Genomic DNA, 15898 nt, shown 5'->3' with positions numbered 1-15898 from the left:
TGCGTGAGAGCCCTTAATAAGGCTATTTATCAAGCTAAAAGTATTGAAGGACTCATACATCATTCGGATAGAGGAATACAGTATTGCAGCAATGTTTACACCAATATACTCAAAAGAAAAAAAATAGAGATTAGTATGACAGAAGAAAATCATTGTTACGAAAACGCAATGGCAGAACGGGTAAACGGGATCTTAAAAGATGAATTTTTTCTTGACCAGACCTTTGCTAACGTAGCACGCGCGAAAGCAGTAGCAAAAAATGCAATTAATTTATACAATGAAATAAGATTACATTTATCTTTAGACTTCAAAACACCAAATATGGTCTATAAATTAACCGCATAAAATCAATTTTAACCTGTAGCCATATTTTAGGGCAAGACATATCTGAACAAAACGCAAAAGGAATGAAAAAAACATTATTTACAATTTTTAGAATTTTAATTGGAATTATATTAATCGGAAAAATATCTAATTGGTTTCTGAATTATAGTCATGAAACTAATCAAATTCTGAACTCTGGAATGTTTACTTTAATCGGAATTGCATATTTAGTTGGAGGTTTTATTTGGAACAAAAAACTGACTAATATAATTTTTCTGATTTGTGGAATTTATTTAATTGCTATGAATTTCATTGGCGACTTCGGAATTTCTAAATCAATAATCGGAATTGTCTGCATATTGACACCAATGCTAATTGCACGATTATCACCAGAAGAAACTGATGAAAAAGAATTAGCGGAAAATTAAAAAATACAGTTGCCAACACAGTATATAAAAAATTGCTGGTATTTGGCTTAAACAAAGGTCGTTGCTTGTTTTGTTACGTCTGATTTTCCTTCGGAAAATCCTCGCACACAAAACCGCAACTTTCCATATACTAACACGTTAGCAGCAACCTAAGAAACATCGAGATTGAAAGAAAAAACAGCCGAATATTACGTTTACGTCTATATTGACCCAAGAAATTTTGAGGAATTTTATTACGGAAAAGGAAAAGCTAACCGGAAAGATGCTCATCTGAAAGACAACTCGGATTCCGAAAAATCAAAACAGATTAAAGCAATCCAAAAAGCTGGTTTGAGACCGATAATAAAAGTGATTGCCAAAGAACTGACCGAAAGAGAGGCTTTTTTGATAGAAAAAACATTAATCTGGAAATTAGGAAAAAATTTGACCAATCAATCGTCAGGACATTTTGCCGATAAATTTCGACCTCACGACACAATGCATCTTGATTTAGCTCATTTTGATTTTAAAAATGGACTTTATTACGTAAATGTTGGCGAAGGCGACCATAGACATTGGGACGATTGTAGAAAATATGGGTTTTTATCAGCAGGTCAAGACAGAAAATACAGCGACCCAATCCGAACATTAATGCAAGGCGACATTGTTGCTGCATATTTGAAAGGAAAAGGTTATGTTGGAATTGGACGAGTAAAAGAACAAGCAGTTAGAGTAAATGATTTTAAAATTGACGGGAAATTATTAAACACGCTTGATTTAAAAACATTGGATATTTATGACAATTGCGACAACGAGAACTCGGAATTTCCAATAAGAATTGAGTGGATTAAAAGTGTTGACAGAAAAGACGGAAAATGGAAATCTAACAACGGACTTTTTTCCTCTCAATTAATCAAGGCTTCTTTGCAAGGACAACCGAAAACAATAGAATATTTAGAACAAGAATTTGACATTAATTTTAACGAAATAATGTTAGCGGAATAAAGGAAAAGGCAGCTGCTAACAAAGTACTGTGGTAAAAAACAAGTAAAAACTCATTAATTTTACACTAAAGTACTTTTATAATTTTCATCATATATTAATCCCGATTTGGCCATTGCATAGGCCTGTTTTAGTAGTTTACTTTCAGTCCGTTTATATTTACTAACTTACCAACTTAATCATTCAAATTATTAAACACAATTCCGTTTAGAATAAGTTAATCTCAAAAATATGTATCAATTAAATTACCATTCTAAATCAAAATTAGGACTAGAACTTGAAGATTTAGACAATATCCTTGCGAAAGCCAATATTGTAAACTCGGAAAGAAATATTACAGGCTGTCTTATTTACCATAATAAAAGTTTCGTTCAAATCCTTGAAGGACATAAAAACGATGTCCTACAAGTTTTTGAAAAAATTAAAAACGATCAACGCCATCATACAATAACTTTACTTTGGGAAAACAATGTCGAAGACCGATTTTTCACCGAATGGAACATGGCTTACCACAAACCTAATAGCGAAAGTATCAAAGAATACATTAACAACTTATTACTACTTTCTATGCTTTCGGATAAATCTAAAGCCTCATTATTAAGTTTTTGGACCTCTGTAAGAAGAATTTTAAGTGACAAATAAATCAAACCATTCAATGGGTTTTATTTACAACATTCTACCTAACTTTCGTATTAATGTAAATTATCAACAAGTTCTTCAACTTTCATGGTTCCTTTATCTTTTAACATTGTATGCCAGCTAAAGGCCTTTTCGAGAATGTGAGGAGTTTGTCCTCCTAAGGCATAAGCCTCTTCAAAATAAGTTAATAATTGATCTTTATAATCTGGGTGTACACAATTTTCAATAATTAATCGCGCTCTTTCAACAGGTGCTAAACCTCTAAGATCTGCTAAACCTTGTTCGGTAACTAAAATATCAACATCGTGCTCTGTATGGTCCGTATGAGCGACCATTGGAACAACATGAGATATACGACCTTCTTTAGAGATCGAAGGGCAAGCAAATATACTTAGGTAACCATTTCTTGCAAAATCACCAGAACCTCCAATGCCATTCATCATTTTAGTACCAGCGATATGTGTAGAATTTACATTTCCGTATATATCTACTTCAATCGCTGTATTAATCCCTATTACCCCCAAACGACTAATAACTTCAGCTGCATTACTAATATTCTGTGGTCGTAATAGTAATTTTTCTTTATATTTTTCAAAATTACTGAAGATCTTATTTGAGCACGATTCGGTTACCGTAATTGATGAAGCTGACGCGAATAACAATTTACCAGAATCAAATAACTCGAATGTACTATCCTGAAGGACTTCAGAATACATCGTAAGATTCTTAAACTTGCTATTGGTAAAACCCGATAAAATAGCATTTGCCGTCTTACCAATTCCGGCTTGTAAAGGCAATAACGATTCTGTCAGCCTCCCCGCCTCCACCTCTTTTTCTAGAAACTTAAGTATATGATTAGAGATTGCTGTCGTTTTTTCATCCGGATCAGCGATAACAGCAGGACTATCCGGAACTTTAGTAAAAACTATAGCCACTACTTTATTAGGGTCAATTCTAATATAAGGATCACCTATTCGTGAATCGGATTCTAATACCGGAATAATCTCGCGATTGGGTTGTTTTTTCAATAATTTTACATCATGAATACCGGCAAGACTTTCTGGAAAAGTAGTATTAATTTCGATTATAATCTGATCTGCATTATCTGCGAAAATAGGCGAATTTCCAACTGAAGTGGTCGGTACAATAAAACCTTCATCTGTGATAGATACGGCTTCAATTATTGCGATATTAATTTTAAACTTATCAATTTTTTGAAGCATATCTGCGGTTTGACCCAAATGTTGATCGACATAAAGCACCTCATGACTATTAATACTTTTTCGCAATGTAGGATCTGCCTGAAACGGCATTCTTTTGTATAAGGCTCCATTTTTAGCTAAATCTGCATCTGTATCATACCCCAAAGAAGCCCCACTTAATACAGTAACTTTTAAATCCTCGTGCAATGCTCTTTTTGCAAATTGAGGGAGCACTGTTTTACTATCACCTGCTTTGGTAAAACCACTAACACCTAACACATCTTTATTTTTTATCAATAAAGCCGCCTGTTCTGGAGTTTGAATTTTATCTAAATAAGGGAAATATTTTATTCTTTGTTTATTATTGATCATTTTACAAAATTTTGCTAAAAAAATTACCTTTTATATTCTTATCGCTCATTTTATTATGTTTTTAATAAAACGAAGTTGCAATTTATAGAAGATATTTATTGTCTATTTATTGAAAAAAGACAATATTTTATTAATTTAGTGCAAATAAGTTCCTGTATAGATATATTATGAATTCTAAGTATTATTTAACCGAAGTTGATAAGAATCCACAAAGCATATTTTGCTACCATAACTTAATGGGAGAAAAATTCATAGAAACGCATAGTCATGATAAAGGCCAATTTATATATGTTGAAGGTGGTGTGGTCCATATAAAAACCAATACTAGAATGTATTATCTACCAGCACGCCATTATATGTGGATTCCGTCTGGAGTAAGACACTCCATCTATCCTAGCTCTCCAAAAGTTGTAATGCGAAATCTTTATTTCCCAGTATCATCTATCTCCTCAGTATTTTATAGTAAAGAAGGTATTTACCCTATAAATAACTTACTCATGGAAATGTTACTTTTTACAAAAACTTGGAATGGTGATATTTTAAAATCGCAAAAAAACAAGTATCTCATTGTCAGTTCATTTAAGGTGCTTTTAGAGCAAACAGTTTCAAAATCCCTACATTTAGAACTGCCTCACCCTACTGACAACCGATTAATTAATATTACGAATTATCTTAAAGATCAAATACACCAAGAACATTTATTACCGCAATTGGCTTCAAAATTTAGCATGACAGATAAATCCCTATACCGCCTTTTTAAGAAAGATGTGGGCATGTCATTTATAAAGTATTATACGCAATTACGCATATTTAAGTCTTTAGAATATTTAATGAACTCCGATTATAATATATCTGAAATTGCCCATATGGTGGGCTATAGTAGTTTACCTACTTTTAGTAATACATTTAGCAATATCATGGGAAAACGCCCTTCTGAATATAGAAAAGCGAATGAGATTTACTTAGAACCTTAGTCCTATCTGGTTCTGAATTTTTCAAATTTGACTGTTCTAAATTTCAAAAACTATTTAACGTTGAAAACGTCCAGAAATATTACCATCCAAAATAGATAAAACGTCGTCTGCATTAGCATAGTTAACATCACCTTCGTAAGTATGTTTTAATGCGCAAGCTGCACTTGCAAATTGCATTGCTTTAAAATCATCATACTCTTGTAAACCATGAATTAATCCAGCAGCAAATGCATCACCCGTACCAATTCTATCTATAACATGGGTAATATCTAAATCTTCAGATTCTTTAAATTCTACACCATTCCACATTCTTGCTCTAATACGATGCCATGATGAATTTAGCGAGGTTCTAATTTTATCAAACACCTTTTCAATTGATGGAAATGTTTCCATAAGTTCTTGACTTGCTTTCAGAAAATCTTCATTTGAATAACTATAATTAGTCCCCAAAACTTCATTAATTTCATTTATACCACCAATAAAAATATTAGAATAGTGCAATAATTCTATTAAAGACGATTTAGCATCTTTGCCATATTGCCATAAACCACTGCGATACGTTGGATCTGCAGAAACGGTAATTCCTTTCTCTCTAGCTAAAACAAGACCTTCTTTTAATGTGTCAAAAGCACCTTGTGTTAGCGCTGGTGTAATACCCGTCCAATGTAACCAATTGGCTTTTCTCAATGCCTTTTCCCAATCGACCATTACCGGCACTATTTCCGAAAACGACGAATGCGATCTGTTATACGAAATTTTACTTGGGCGCATTACAGCTCCTACTTCTAAAAAATAGACTCCTAGAGGTCGTTTTGAATATTCTATAGAAGATGTACTCACCCCAAACTTTCTAATGTATGCTAAAGCAGTATCTCCAATAAAATCATCGGAAACAACACTGATATGTTTCACTTTACCACCAAAATTTGCAATAGATATACCAACATTTAACTCGGTACCACCAAAATAAAATTCAGCAATATTAGATTGCATAAACTTTTTATTTCCTCTTGGTGAAATACGCATTAAAACTTCTCCGAATGTAATAATTTGATTCATAGTTTAAATTTTGATATCTAATTTTTAAAGTTAAATAATTATTTAAACTAAAAATAATAACATCATAAAAGATTATAACTTAAATTCATTTTTTTGAAGATTAGTGAATAGTGAACTAAAAAGAGGAAATAAACATAATTATGAATATGAAAATTATTGAAACCGAACGACTCATCCTTAGACCAATTACAGAACAAGATGTACACGATTTTTTTGAATTAGATTCTAATCCTAATGTTCATGTTTATCTTGGAAATACCCCAGTAAAAACGCTTGAAGAATCTGAAGTTATGATTGCGAATATTTTAAAACAATACGAAACAAATCATATAGGGCGTTTAGCATTAATAGAAAAAAATACAAATGCCTTTATAGGTTGGTCTGGACTTAAATATGAAACCATACTCAGAAAAGAATTTAACTATTATGATATAGGTTACAGGCTAAAAGAGCAATTTTGGGGTAAAGGTTATGCTACGGAAGCGGCTCTTGCTTCTTTAGACTATGGATTTAAAGATTTAAAACTCGAAAAAATCGGAGCCGCTGCTGATGTTAATCACATAGCTTCTAATACTATTCTAAGAAAAATTGGTATGCAGCACAAAGGTACTTTTGAGTATGAAGGTGATGTATGCAATTGGTATGAATTACAGAATCCGCTATAAAAAATGCCATTATGAGCACAGCTAAAGCACATTTTATTGCTAATGTTTTCAACTGCACTCAATATGACATTTCAATCAAACTAAACTTAGGATTAATATTATGTAAGCGGTTTAAAAATTATTATTATTATTATTATTATTATTATTATTATTGTTGTTGCAATTTAAAGTTAATAGGAATACTATAAGGAACACTTACATTCATATCACGCTGTCTTCCTGGTTCCATTTTGGGTAATAAATTAATGATACGCTCTGCTTCTGTTTCTAAAAGTTGGTCTGGTCCTCTACTCTTAACTTTAGTAACATTTCCATATTTATCAATTAAAAAGAATACATACACCTTACCATCAATATTTAGTTCTGCGGCTGCTTCTGGGTATTTAAAGTGTTTGTGCAGATGTTCTTGAATTTTTCGCTCAAAACACGCTCTTAATTCTTTATTGTTCCCTGTACACCCTGGGAATTGCGGCACTTTTTCAATCAATGCAAAAGGCACTTCAATATCTTCTTCTACGTCTTCTACAGCAACATCTTCAATACCAACTTCACGCTCATCAATAGTATCGTCTTGTCCTATTTCTGTACTTTGAATAACACTTTCTTCAACATCTGCAACGTCTTCAACTATGGTAATAACTTCTGTTACGACTTGTTGCTGCGGAGGAGGTGGTGGTGGTAATACATCGATTATTGTTATCGGAATATCTTCATCAAATTGATCTTCTAACATTAAGACGTCAATTTTAACGGCTTCTATATCGTAAGTCTTATGTTCCAATCCTAAATACGTTAAAAGTAACATTACGTTTAAGCCAACAGCAAAAAATAAACTGCTGTTTCGACCTACATTGGCTTTTGGGTTTTTTTTGAGTTCCATGACGTTTAATTTTGTTACATAAAAGTAAGTATCATGATGCTAAAAAATCATGACTTATGTCATGTTTCACTTATTATCAATGCCTTAAGAGTTATAAGTTATTTAATTGATTGTCATTTCCGTTTTCACTTATGGTCCAAAAGAACCCAACAAAAAAGAATTGATCTGCAGCAGGAGTTAATGCCCTTCTGCTAAATTGGCCATTTAAATTTGGTGTATCTGCGTACTGATAACCATTTACATTTTTAAACCCTAATACGTTATTTACAGAGAAATAAAGAATCTTTTGTTGGTCTAATAAATAAGCCCAATTTAAACTTAGACTATTAAATGGTTTTGTGCGTTCATTTAGAAAATCAGTTGTATTAGGATTGGTATAAGGACGACCAGAAGAAAAGCCATAATCAAAACCAACTTGACTTTTTAAACTTTCTATCCAATACTTTCCTACAATAGATAGATTATGATTGGTCGCATAACTTGGTTGTGCTGCAGTTGTATAATTTCTATAATCGCGTTCGGTATCTAAATAGGAATAACTGATCCAATAATCTAAATTTTTAATGCTCGTGTTATCTCTCCAAAATAAATCGAGCCCCAGCGCATAGCCGTCACCTGTAGATTCAAAATTAGTCGTAAAGGTTTCAAACTCACCATCAAATTTTATGAGGTTATCATAATCTTTTCGATAGGCTTCTGCTCTAAATATTTTTCCATCATTTACATATTGATAATTAATTATATAATGTGATGTTTTTTGTGCTTTTAAATTGTGTGCAAATTTTAAAATAGTACTATTTGGATTTTGAAAAAAGTTACCATAAGCTAAAGAGAACTGTCCATTTTTAGAACTTTTATAAGCCAATGCAGCCCTTGGTGCAATATCTGTAGAATTAAATATAGAACTATGGTCTGCTCTCACTCCAACCTTTAGGGCTAGATTTTTAGAAAAAATGACGTCTGCTTCAGCAAATGCTGCAGTTATATTATTATTAAAACCATACGTTTCATCTATAGTATCTTCTTTATAATTCTCGTCAAAATCGGTTATAAACTGTTCGGCGCCAAAACTCAACTTAAATCTACTATTGAATCGTTTTTTTAATTTCAATTTTACATGTGCAGAATTTTCAGTGTCATTTATCTCAGTCATTTCAATGCCTATTTTATTTTTAGCATACGTATAACTCACACCAGAAGACAATGACCAATTATACCCTAAAACCCCTTTATACGATGTGTTGAGATAGAAATTATTGTTATTCAATTTAAAATCGATACCCTCTTTATAATTAATATCTTCTTGATTTAATTCGAATTTTGTAGCATCAAATGCAGCATAAAACTTCAACATGCCATTATTCAATTTTTGTCTAAAAACAGTTTCACCTTGTGCCCCTACAAAAGGAGTTTTCCATTCGTTTTTATCTTCAAAAATGGCTAAATAAGGTGCCAGATTAATGTAACTAGCACTAAAACTCAAAGATGATTTCTCCCATTTCTGTGTATTGCCTAAACTAGCACCAACACTCATAATACCAATATCAGTTTTCTCTTGGTCTGGCTCGTCAATAGTATTTAAAAGTAGTACACTCGATAATGCTTGTCCGAATTCTGAAGCATATCCACCTGTTGAAAATGTAATACCATCAAACAAAAATGGAGAGTAACGTCCACGCGTCGGAATGTCATTAGTAGTTGGCGTGTAAGGTGTAAACACGCGAATACCATCTATAAAAATTTGAGTTTCATCGGCATTTCCACCACGCACAAACAAACGACCATCTTCTGCAACATTCGACGTTCCTGGCAAGGTCTGTAGTGCACCGACGTAATCACCTAAAGCACTTGCTGTAGTCACCACATCTAACGGTTTTAAAACAGAAACCTTAGAGTTATCACTCGCTTCAAAAATACCTGCACTAATAATTACGGCATCTAAAGATTCTACGTCTTCTCGTAACTTTATTTGAAGGTTTTGAAATTTTGAAACATTATCAACAATCGTTTTAGTTTCAAAAGATAAAAAGGAAATGCTTAAGGTTTGTATTCCTGTTTCGACTGTTGAAAAAGCGAATTTACCACGGTCATCTGAAGTAGCTCCATCATAAGTACCTTCTAAATACACATTAGCCCCAATAATAGCTTCGCCTTTAGTATCTGTAACTTTTCCTGAAATAGTAGTTTGTGAAAATATAATGGTATTAATTAAAAGTGCAATAATTGTGATTAGAGTTTTAAGCACCATTTTTCTAGTGTTCTCTGGGTAGTTGTGAATCTGTGATTTCATGATTTGATTGATGATTAAAAAGTTCGTTTTTTGTTGATAGCACAAATTTGACGTCTTTTTAAGTGAACATGAATTCTATTTTACCGAACTGTATATTTTCTATGACGAATTGAATATATTTGGTTCAACGCATACACACATTCCATAAAACCACCTAAATGTTATCTAAAACAGAAAAACAATTCAGCATTCTCTTCTTTATTATTGTGCTTATCGAACTTGCAACAGGAAGTGTAGAATCTCTAAAAACAGTTCATTATATCGCGAAACCAGCTATTGTGATTAGTCTTATTGTTTTCTTTTTAAATACGTCTGAATCACTACCTAAAACGATAAAAAACGGAACGCTTTTAGCTTTGGTTTTTTCTGTTCTAGGAGACATATTACTAATGTTTGTAGATAAATCACCTCACTTTTTTACATTGGGCTTAGTTGCTTTTTTAACAGCTCATCTAATGTATGTTTTGGTATTTTTGAAACATAGAAACAAGCAAAAATCACCTTTAGGATTTATAGCAGTCTTACTCGTTTATGCAGCGAGCTTATTCTATTTTTTAAATGGAAATTTAGGAAATATGTTTATTCCGGTTGTTATTTACATGCTGGTTATTTTAAGCATGGCAACTGCAGCTTATTTAAGAAAAGACACGGTAAATATATTGAGTTACGGCCTCGTATTTTTAGGAGCTTTACTATTTATGGTTTCAGATAGCATTTTGGCGCTTAATAAGTTTTATGCACCACTAAATTATTCTGACTTTAGTATTATGATAACCTATGCTTTAGCGCAATACTTAATTGTTATTGGGATTTTAAAGCTAAAAACTGAAATAATTCTAAAGTAACAGCTCGTTTTAATCATTGTTAAAGCACTTTAAATCTAAAGTTTCAAATAAGACCTTACACCCTATTTCTTAAACGGTCGGATTATCAGTCGTGCTGCTTTATCAAAATTGATGTAATTATACGTCCAATTGAATAATACAATCACTCGATTTCTAAAACCTACCAACGACATTAAGTGTACAAACATCCATATAAACCAAGCAAAAAAACCACCGAACTTATAATGTTTTAAATCCACAACGGCTTTATTTCTACCAATAGTAGCCATAGAGCCTTTGTCTTTATATACAAAGGGTTTCAAGGGTTTATTTTCTATTAATCGGACTAAGTTTTTCCCTAATAAATTACCTTGTTGTATCGCCGGTTGTGCAACTTGAGGGTGCCCTTTAGGATATTCTTCCGAAGCCATTAAAGCAATATCTCCAACAGCAAAAATATTAGCGTAATCTTCTATTTGATTAAATTGATTCACCTTATAGCGGTTTGCACCTTCTATTAAAGCCTCAGCTTTTAACCCTTGTACCGGAGCACCAGTAACACCTGCTGCCCATATTAAGGTTTCAGATTCTAATTTTAATTCAGAATTCGTCGTAACCATTGTACCGTCGTAATGCTTTACAAACGTGTTGCAGTGTATTTTAACACCTAATTTATTTAAAAATTGTGTCGCCTTTTTTGAAGCATGTTCACTCATTGGCGGCAATACACGATCTGCACCTTCTAATAAATGAATGTGCATATCATCAGGATCTAAATCGTGATAATCTCTAGGTAAAATATTATTTTTTAACTCTGCTATGGCACCAGCGAGCTCTACTCCTGTTGGTCCTGCTCCAACAATCACAAAATTAAGAAACGCTTCGCGCTCTGCTTTTGAATCTGCAATGGCGGCTTTTTCAAAATTTTGTAAAATTAAACTTCGTATATCCAAAGCTTGTGGTACCGTTTTCATTGGCATACTAGATGACTGAATCGCCTTATTGCCAAAATAATTGGTTTTTGTTCCAGTGGCAAGAACCAAGTAATCATAAGTTAAATGACCAATAGATGTAATAATTTCATTCTTTTCTGGTAGAATTTGTTCAACCTCTGTTAAACGGAAAAATGTAGTATGATGCTTTTTTATAATCTTTCGAAGCGGATACGCAATAGAATCTGGTTCTAAACCCGAACTAGAGACTTGGTATAATAATGGTTGAAACGTATGGTAGTTACGTTTGTCTATTAAGACCACTTGAAAATTTTTATTGGCTAAAGATTTGACTAAGTTTATACCAGCAAAACCACCACCTATAATGACGATTCTTGGTAGATTAGACTGAGGAATATTCATTAAATATCTATTGTAATTTCAGCTACAAAAATACGAATTATCAAACCTAAAATTGTCTTTTAAAACAATAGTTGAATAAATTTGTAACAAAACAGAAACTCTTACTACTAATTAGATAACCAACTAATTTCATCAATTGAACAAAGAACTAGAACATAGTTTTGTAGAACAGTTGCAAAAGCATCAAAACATTGTGCATAAGGTGTGTCGTTTATACACCAACAATGCAGATGCGCATAACGATTTGTTTCAAGAAATCACCATACAATTATGGCGAGCCTTCCCTAAGTTTAGAGGAGATGCTAAATTTAGCACTTGGATGTATCGTGTAGGGTTAAATACCGCAATTACGTTATACAGAAAATCGAAACGAAGTATAAATACTCAGGAATTTGATTCCGTTGAGTTTAAAATAAAAGCGGAAGAATACGATGATACAGAAGAGCAGCAACTAAAGCTCTTATACCAAGCTGTACATCAATTAAATGATATTGAAAAAGCTTTAGTTTTCTTGTATTTAGAAGACAAAGATTATAGAGAGATAAGCGCGACTCTAGGTATATCTGAAGTGAATGCACGAGTGAAAATGAATCGCGTTAAAAAGAAATTAAGAACCATACTTAATCCGTAACATTATGGATGAATTAGAATTATTAAAGAAGGATTGGAATAAATCCGAGAATCAATATAAATCATTTACAGATAGTGATATCTATAACATGAGTCATAAAAAATCGTCGAGCATTGTAAAAACATTATTTTACATAAGTATTGCTGAATTAGTCTTTTGGGTATTGATTAATTTATTGCCTTTTGTATTATCAAGTAAGATAAAGGCACAGTTTGAAGAAATGAGTCATAGTTGGGTATATATAGGAATGAACATCCTAAGTTATTCTGTAATTATAACATTTGTATTTCTACTTTGGAAATCTCAAAAAGCCATTTCGGTAACTGATAATGCAAAAAAGTTGATGGAAAGTATTCTTAAGACCCGAAAAATCATTAAATACTATGTGCTATTTAATTTACTATTAGGACTTATTAGTATGCCTTTGGCTTTTTATTCTTCGCTTAATGAACACCCTGAAATTTCAGAAAAACTAAATTTAGCCTCACCTACACAGCTCATAGTTATGTCTGCTGCTGTTATAGGTATAACTTTAGTATTTTTATTATTTGTTTGGCTGTTTTATAGATTAATTTATGGCATCTTAATTAAACGTCTTAACAAAAATTATAACGAATTAAAGAAGATGGAAGTTTAGATAACTAAAATCTATAATACATACTTACAATAAAAACCGAGTTCATAACCCCAATAAGATTATGAACTCGGTTTTTAAATAGATCATATAGTCTAAAACGTATAGCTTAATTATAGTTTCTATTCACATATGAGTTTTTCATAATACGTACTACTTGTTATAAAGCATAAAATAATAAAACGTGAATAAGTACTTGCACAAAATTCTAAGCTTTACAATTTAAACGATGGTATAGAATTTTATAAAGATCTCAAATCTACATATCTCGCAATTCCTTATTTAAACGCTCATTTTCCTCAAGTACGTCTTGCGGAATTACTTTTAAAAACGAAGGGTGTTGCTCAATAGCATATTCAATTTTTTCAACGATAGAATCAATAGATTCATTCTCATAATCTATTTCTAAAGGAGCTTTTATTTCAAAAGATTGAAATATATTTTTCTTTTTAACGCGTAACCCTTTTTTATCAAACGAACGTCTAAAACCATCAATAACAATTGGTATAACAATAGGTTTGTAGCGTTTTATAATATGAGCAGTTCCTTTTCTAATCGGTTTAAACGGTGTGGTTGTTCCTTGCGGAAATGTAATAACCCAGCCATCGTCTAAAGCTTTCCCAATACTAGAAATATCACTCATTTTTACTTGGCGATTGACATCCTTACCCTGAGATCTCCACGTACGCTCTATACTTATAGAACCTACATAAGCCAAGACTTTTGGTAAAAGTCCGGATTTCATAGTTTCTTTCGCTGCTACATAGTACACATTAAGTTTAGGATTCCATAGATATCCTATATTCTTAATAGAATCATCACGATTACTTAAACTTGCATTAAACACATGAAACATTGCAATTACATCTGCAAAATAGGTTTGATGGTTAGAAATGAATAAGACGTTATTGTCTGGAAGATTTTTAATAATTTCTGAACCTTCGATCTGTAATTCATTGAATCCTCTAAAACGACGATGCGTTAAGGCACCTAAGATTCTAATCAACCATTTTTTAACCCAAAGTATATGTCCAAAAGGATTTCTTTTAAATAATCCCATAGTAAATTTTCAAATTTTGTCAATTACAAATGTAACCATTAAGTTAAATTATAAAACTTGTTTTAACAAGTCTTTTATTTCTCCTAGCATCATTGCGGTTGCACCCCAAACAATATGGCCATTAAAATTAAAAGCTGGTACATCTACCGCTTCATCAAAAGATGTTGGTACTGTGGTGGTTAATATTTTGTTGTCACTTAGAAAATCACTCAACTTTACTTCAATAATCGCTTCTACTTCTTCATCTTGTTTGGTGAAAATTAAATATTCTTTTGAAATCCCAATGTAAGGATGCACCATAAAATTGCTTGGCGGAATGTATAATGGTGACATTTTTTTTAAAACATCTATATGTATTCGGTTAACACCAATCTCTTCTTCCGTCTCTCTAATAGCAGTGATCATTAAATCATTATCATCTTCATCTTCATATTTTCCTCCTGGAAAACCGACTTGGGCAGAATGTACTCCTTTATACGTTTTGCGGAGAATAAGAACGAGATAGGTTTCGTCATTCGTATTGGGATAAAACAAAGCCATAACCCCAGCCTTTCTAGCGGTTTTAGACTTCTCTCTTACTTTTTTGGCCAATTCTAATCGATAAGGAGGAGACATTTTTGCATGAGAGTCTTCGCCTGAAAGCTCAAGATGTTTTATTTTTACTACAGATTCTAAAAACGTATTAAAAAGCATTTATGAGATTTCAATTAGTGATTCCAATGATTATTGGATTTGGATTATTACTTCTGAGTTGTGAAGATAAACAAACTTCAAAAAAAACAAATACAACAGTTGTAAAAGATTCTATTAAATCGAAACCAAAAGTTGAAACTAAAGAGACAACCACATCAGAGTTCCCATTACTTACAGATAACAATGCAATGGAATTCTTTTTAGAATACGAAAAGGAAAACCAAGAAGATAAAGTGAGAATAACCACTGATTTCGGAATTATAGAAATTCAGCTGTATGATAAAACTAAATTCCATAGAGCCAATTTCGTTTACCTAACCAAACGCCAATATTTTAATGGCACACTGTTTTATAGAGTCGTCAAAGACTTTGTAATTCAAGGCGGCAGTAGCGACGATTATAATATTGCCGAAAGACGACAGAAAATTGGTCATTACTTATTACCTCCAGACACCAAAAGGGGTTACACTCATAAACGTGGAGCCGTTTCTATGCCAAGTAGTGAAATTGAAAATGCCTACAAGCTAGCCTCTCCTTTTCAGTTTTTTATCATTCAACGTAATGGAGGAGCTGATTATTTAGATGGCGATTATACTGTTTTTGGTGAAGTCACCAAAGGAATGGATGTCGTAGATAAAATTAACGCTGTTAAAACAGATGATGGAGATTGGCCTTTAAGTAATGTTTATATTAGAAAGGTGGAGTTGATTGAGTAACAAAGTTGCAAAGTCACAAAACGACAAAGTTGCAAAGCATAAAAAGTTTCAAAGTAAAAGAAAACTAGAGCGTATATTTTTTATATAAAATGATTAGTGAAAGTCGTACCAACCTTTTTCTCTGTGAGTCTCTGTGAGCACTCCGTGAATCTCAGTGTAATTTTTTCTCGC

17 protein-coding genes are annotated in these 15898 nt (G+C 32.4%); 10 read left to right on the top strand and 7 right to left on the bottom strand.

Going from position 1 to position 15898, the window contains the following annotated elements; all coding sequences use genetic code 11:
- The 4 genes from DFQ09_RS17400 to DFQ09_RS17385 all read left to right on the top strand — a co-directional run.
- A partial coding sequence (locus DFQ09_RS17400) for an integrase core domain-containing protein (RefSeq protein WP_147298368.1) occupies positions 1–345 on the top strand: 345 nt, incomplete at its 5' end.
- A gap of 62 nt (positions 346–407) precedes the next feature.
- Positions 408–752, top strand: coding sequence for a hypothetical protein (locus DFQ09_RS17395; RefSeq protein WP_115812660.1), 345 nt, complete (start codon positions 408–410; stop codon positions 750–752).
- Positions 753–917: 165 nt separating this feature from the next.
- Positions 918–1736, top strand: coding sequence for a GIY-YIG nuclease family protein (locus DFQ09_RS17390; protein ID WP_115812658.1), 819 nt, complete (start codon positions 918–920; stop codon positions 1734–1736).
- 228 nt (positions 1737–1964) lie between these two features.
- Positions 1965–2375: a BLUF domain-containing protein gene (locus DFQ09_RS17385; RefSeq protein WP_115812656.1), complete on the top strand. Its 411-nt coding sequence runs from the start codon at positions 1965–1967 to the stop codon at positions 2373–2375.
- Positions 2376–2425: 50 nt separating this feature from the next.
- Here the strand turns inward: DFQ09_RS17385 and DFQ09_RS17380 are convergent, their stop codons facing one another.
- Positions 2426–3946, bottom strand: a complete 1521-nt coding sequence (locus tag DFQ09_RS17380; RefSeq protein ID WP_115812654.1) for a succinate CoA transferase — start codon at positions 3944–3946, stop codon at positions 2426–2428.
- Between the two features lie 167 nt (positions 3947–4113).
- Here DFQ09_RS17380 and DFQ09_RS17375 point away from each other — a divergent pair, with 167 nt between their 5' ends.
- Positions 4114–4920: an AraC family transcriptional regulator gene (locus tag DFQ09_RS17375; protein WP_115812652.1), complete on the top strand. Its 807-nt coding sequence runs from the start codon at positions 4114–4116 to the stop codon at positions 4918–4920.
- Between the two features lie 54 nt (positions 4921–4974).
- On the opposite strand, the gene DFQ09_RS17370 is transcribed toward DFQ09_RS17375, so the two are convergent.
- Complete coding sequence (locus DFQ09_RS17370) at positions 4975–5979, bottom strand: sugar kinase (protein WP_115812650.1); 1005 nt, start codon at positions 5977–5979, stop codon at positions 4975–4977.
- 146 nt (positions 5980–6125) lie between these two features.
- Here DFQ09_RS17370 and DFQ09_RS17365 point away from each other — a divergent pair, with 146 nt between their 5' ends.
- Positions 6126–6644 carry a GNAT family N-acetyltransferase gene (locus tag DFQ09_RS17365; RefSeq protein WP_317124911.1) on the top strand — a complete coding sequence of 173 codons (519 nt, stop codon included), beginning with the start codon at positions 6126–6128 and terminating at the stop codon, positions 6642–6644.
- Between the two features lie 148 nt (positions 6645–6792).
- Here the strand turns inward: DFQ09_RS17365 and DFQ09_RS17360 are convergent, their stop codons facing one another.
- Positions 6793–7524: an energy transducer TonB gene (locus DFQ09_RS17360; protein ID WP_115812646.1), complete on the bottom strand. Its 732-nt coding sequence runs from the start codon at positions 7522–7524 to the stop codon at positions 6793–6795.
- A 91-nt stretch (positions 7525–7615) separates the two neighbouring features.
- A complete protein-coding gene (locus tag DFQ09_RS17355) occupies positions 7616–9814 on the bottom strand; it encodes a TonB-dependent receptor (RefSeq protein ID WP_245940387.1) in 2199 nt (732 codons plus the stop codon).
- A gap of 158 nt (positions 9815–9972) precedes the next feature.
- On the opposite strand from DFQ09_RS17355, the gene DFQ09_RS17350 reads away from it, so the two are divergent.
- The gene (locus DFQ09_RS17350) at positions 9973–10659 is read left to right on the top strand and encodes a lysoplasmalogenase (protein WP_115812644.1); all 687 of its coding nucleotides are present in this window, start codon (positions 9973–9975) and stop codon (positions 10657–10659) included.
- Positions 10660–10721: 62 nt separating this feature from the next.
- Here DFQ09_RS17350 and DFQ09_RS17345 read toward each other — a convergent pair whose 3' ends face one another.
- The gene (locus DFQ09_RS17345) at positions 10722–11993 is read right to left on the bottom strand and encodes an NAD(P)/FAD-dependent oxidoreductase (protein ID WP_115812642.1); all 1272 of its coding nucleotides are present in this window, start codon (positions 11991–11993) and stop codon (positions 10722–10724) included.
- Between the two features lie 136 nt (positions 11994–12129).
- Here DFQ09_RS17345 and DFQ09_RS17340 point away from each other — a divergent pair, with 136 nt between their 5' ends.
- Entirely contained in the window at positions 12130–12624 is a 495-nt protein-coding gene (locus DFQ09_RS17340; RefSeq protein WP_115812640.1) for an RNA polymerase sigma factor, read from the top strand.
- A gap of 4 nt (positions 12625–12628) precedes the next feature.
- Positions 12629–13261 carry a hypothetical protein gene (locus DFQ09_RS17335; RefSeq protein WP_115812638.1) on the top strand — a complete coding sequence of 211 codons (633 nt, stop codon included), beginning with the start codon at positions 12629–12631 and terminating at the stop codon, positions 13259–13261.
- Positions 13262–13517: 256 nt separating this feature from the next.
- Here DFQ09_RS17335 and DFQ09_RS17330 read toward each other — a convergent pair whose 3' ends face one another.
- On the bottom strand, positions 13518–14318 hold the full coding sequence (locus DFQ09_RS17330; RefSeq protein ID WP_020894519.1) for a lysophospholipid acyltransferase family protein: 801 nt from the start codon (positions 14316–14318) through the stop codon (positions 13518–13520).
- Between the two features lie 48 nt (positions 14319–14366).
- Positions 14367–15011 (bottom strand): NUDIX hydrolase, encoded by a 645-nt coding sequence (locus tag DFQ09_RS17325; protein WP_115812636.1) that lies wholly within the window; start codon positions 15009–15011, stop codon positions 14367–14369.
- A gap of 2 nt (positions 15012–15013) precedes the next feature.
- Here DFQ09_RS17325 and DFQ09_RS17320 point away from each other — a divergent pair, with 2 nt between their 5' ends.
- Positions 15014–15727: a peptidylprolyl isomerase gene (locus DFQ09_RS17320; RefSeq protein ID WP_115812634.1), complete on the top strand. Its 714-nt coding sequence runs from the start codon at positions 15014–15016 to the stop codon at positions 15725–15727.
- The last annotated feature ends 171 nt before the right edge of the window (positions 15728–15898 follow it).

The sequence above is a fragment of the Winogradskyella pacifica genome, assembly GCF_003386275.1.
In the GTDB taxonomy this organism is placed as follows: Bacteria; Bacteroidota; Bacteroidia; order Flavobacteriales; family Flavobacteriaceae; genus Winogradskyella; species Winogradskyella pacifica.
This window is presented reverse-complemented; position numbering and strand designations above follow the sequence as displayed.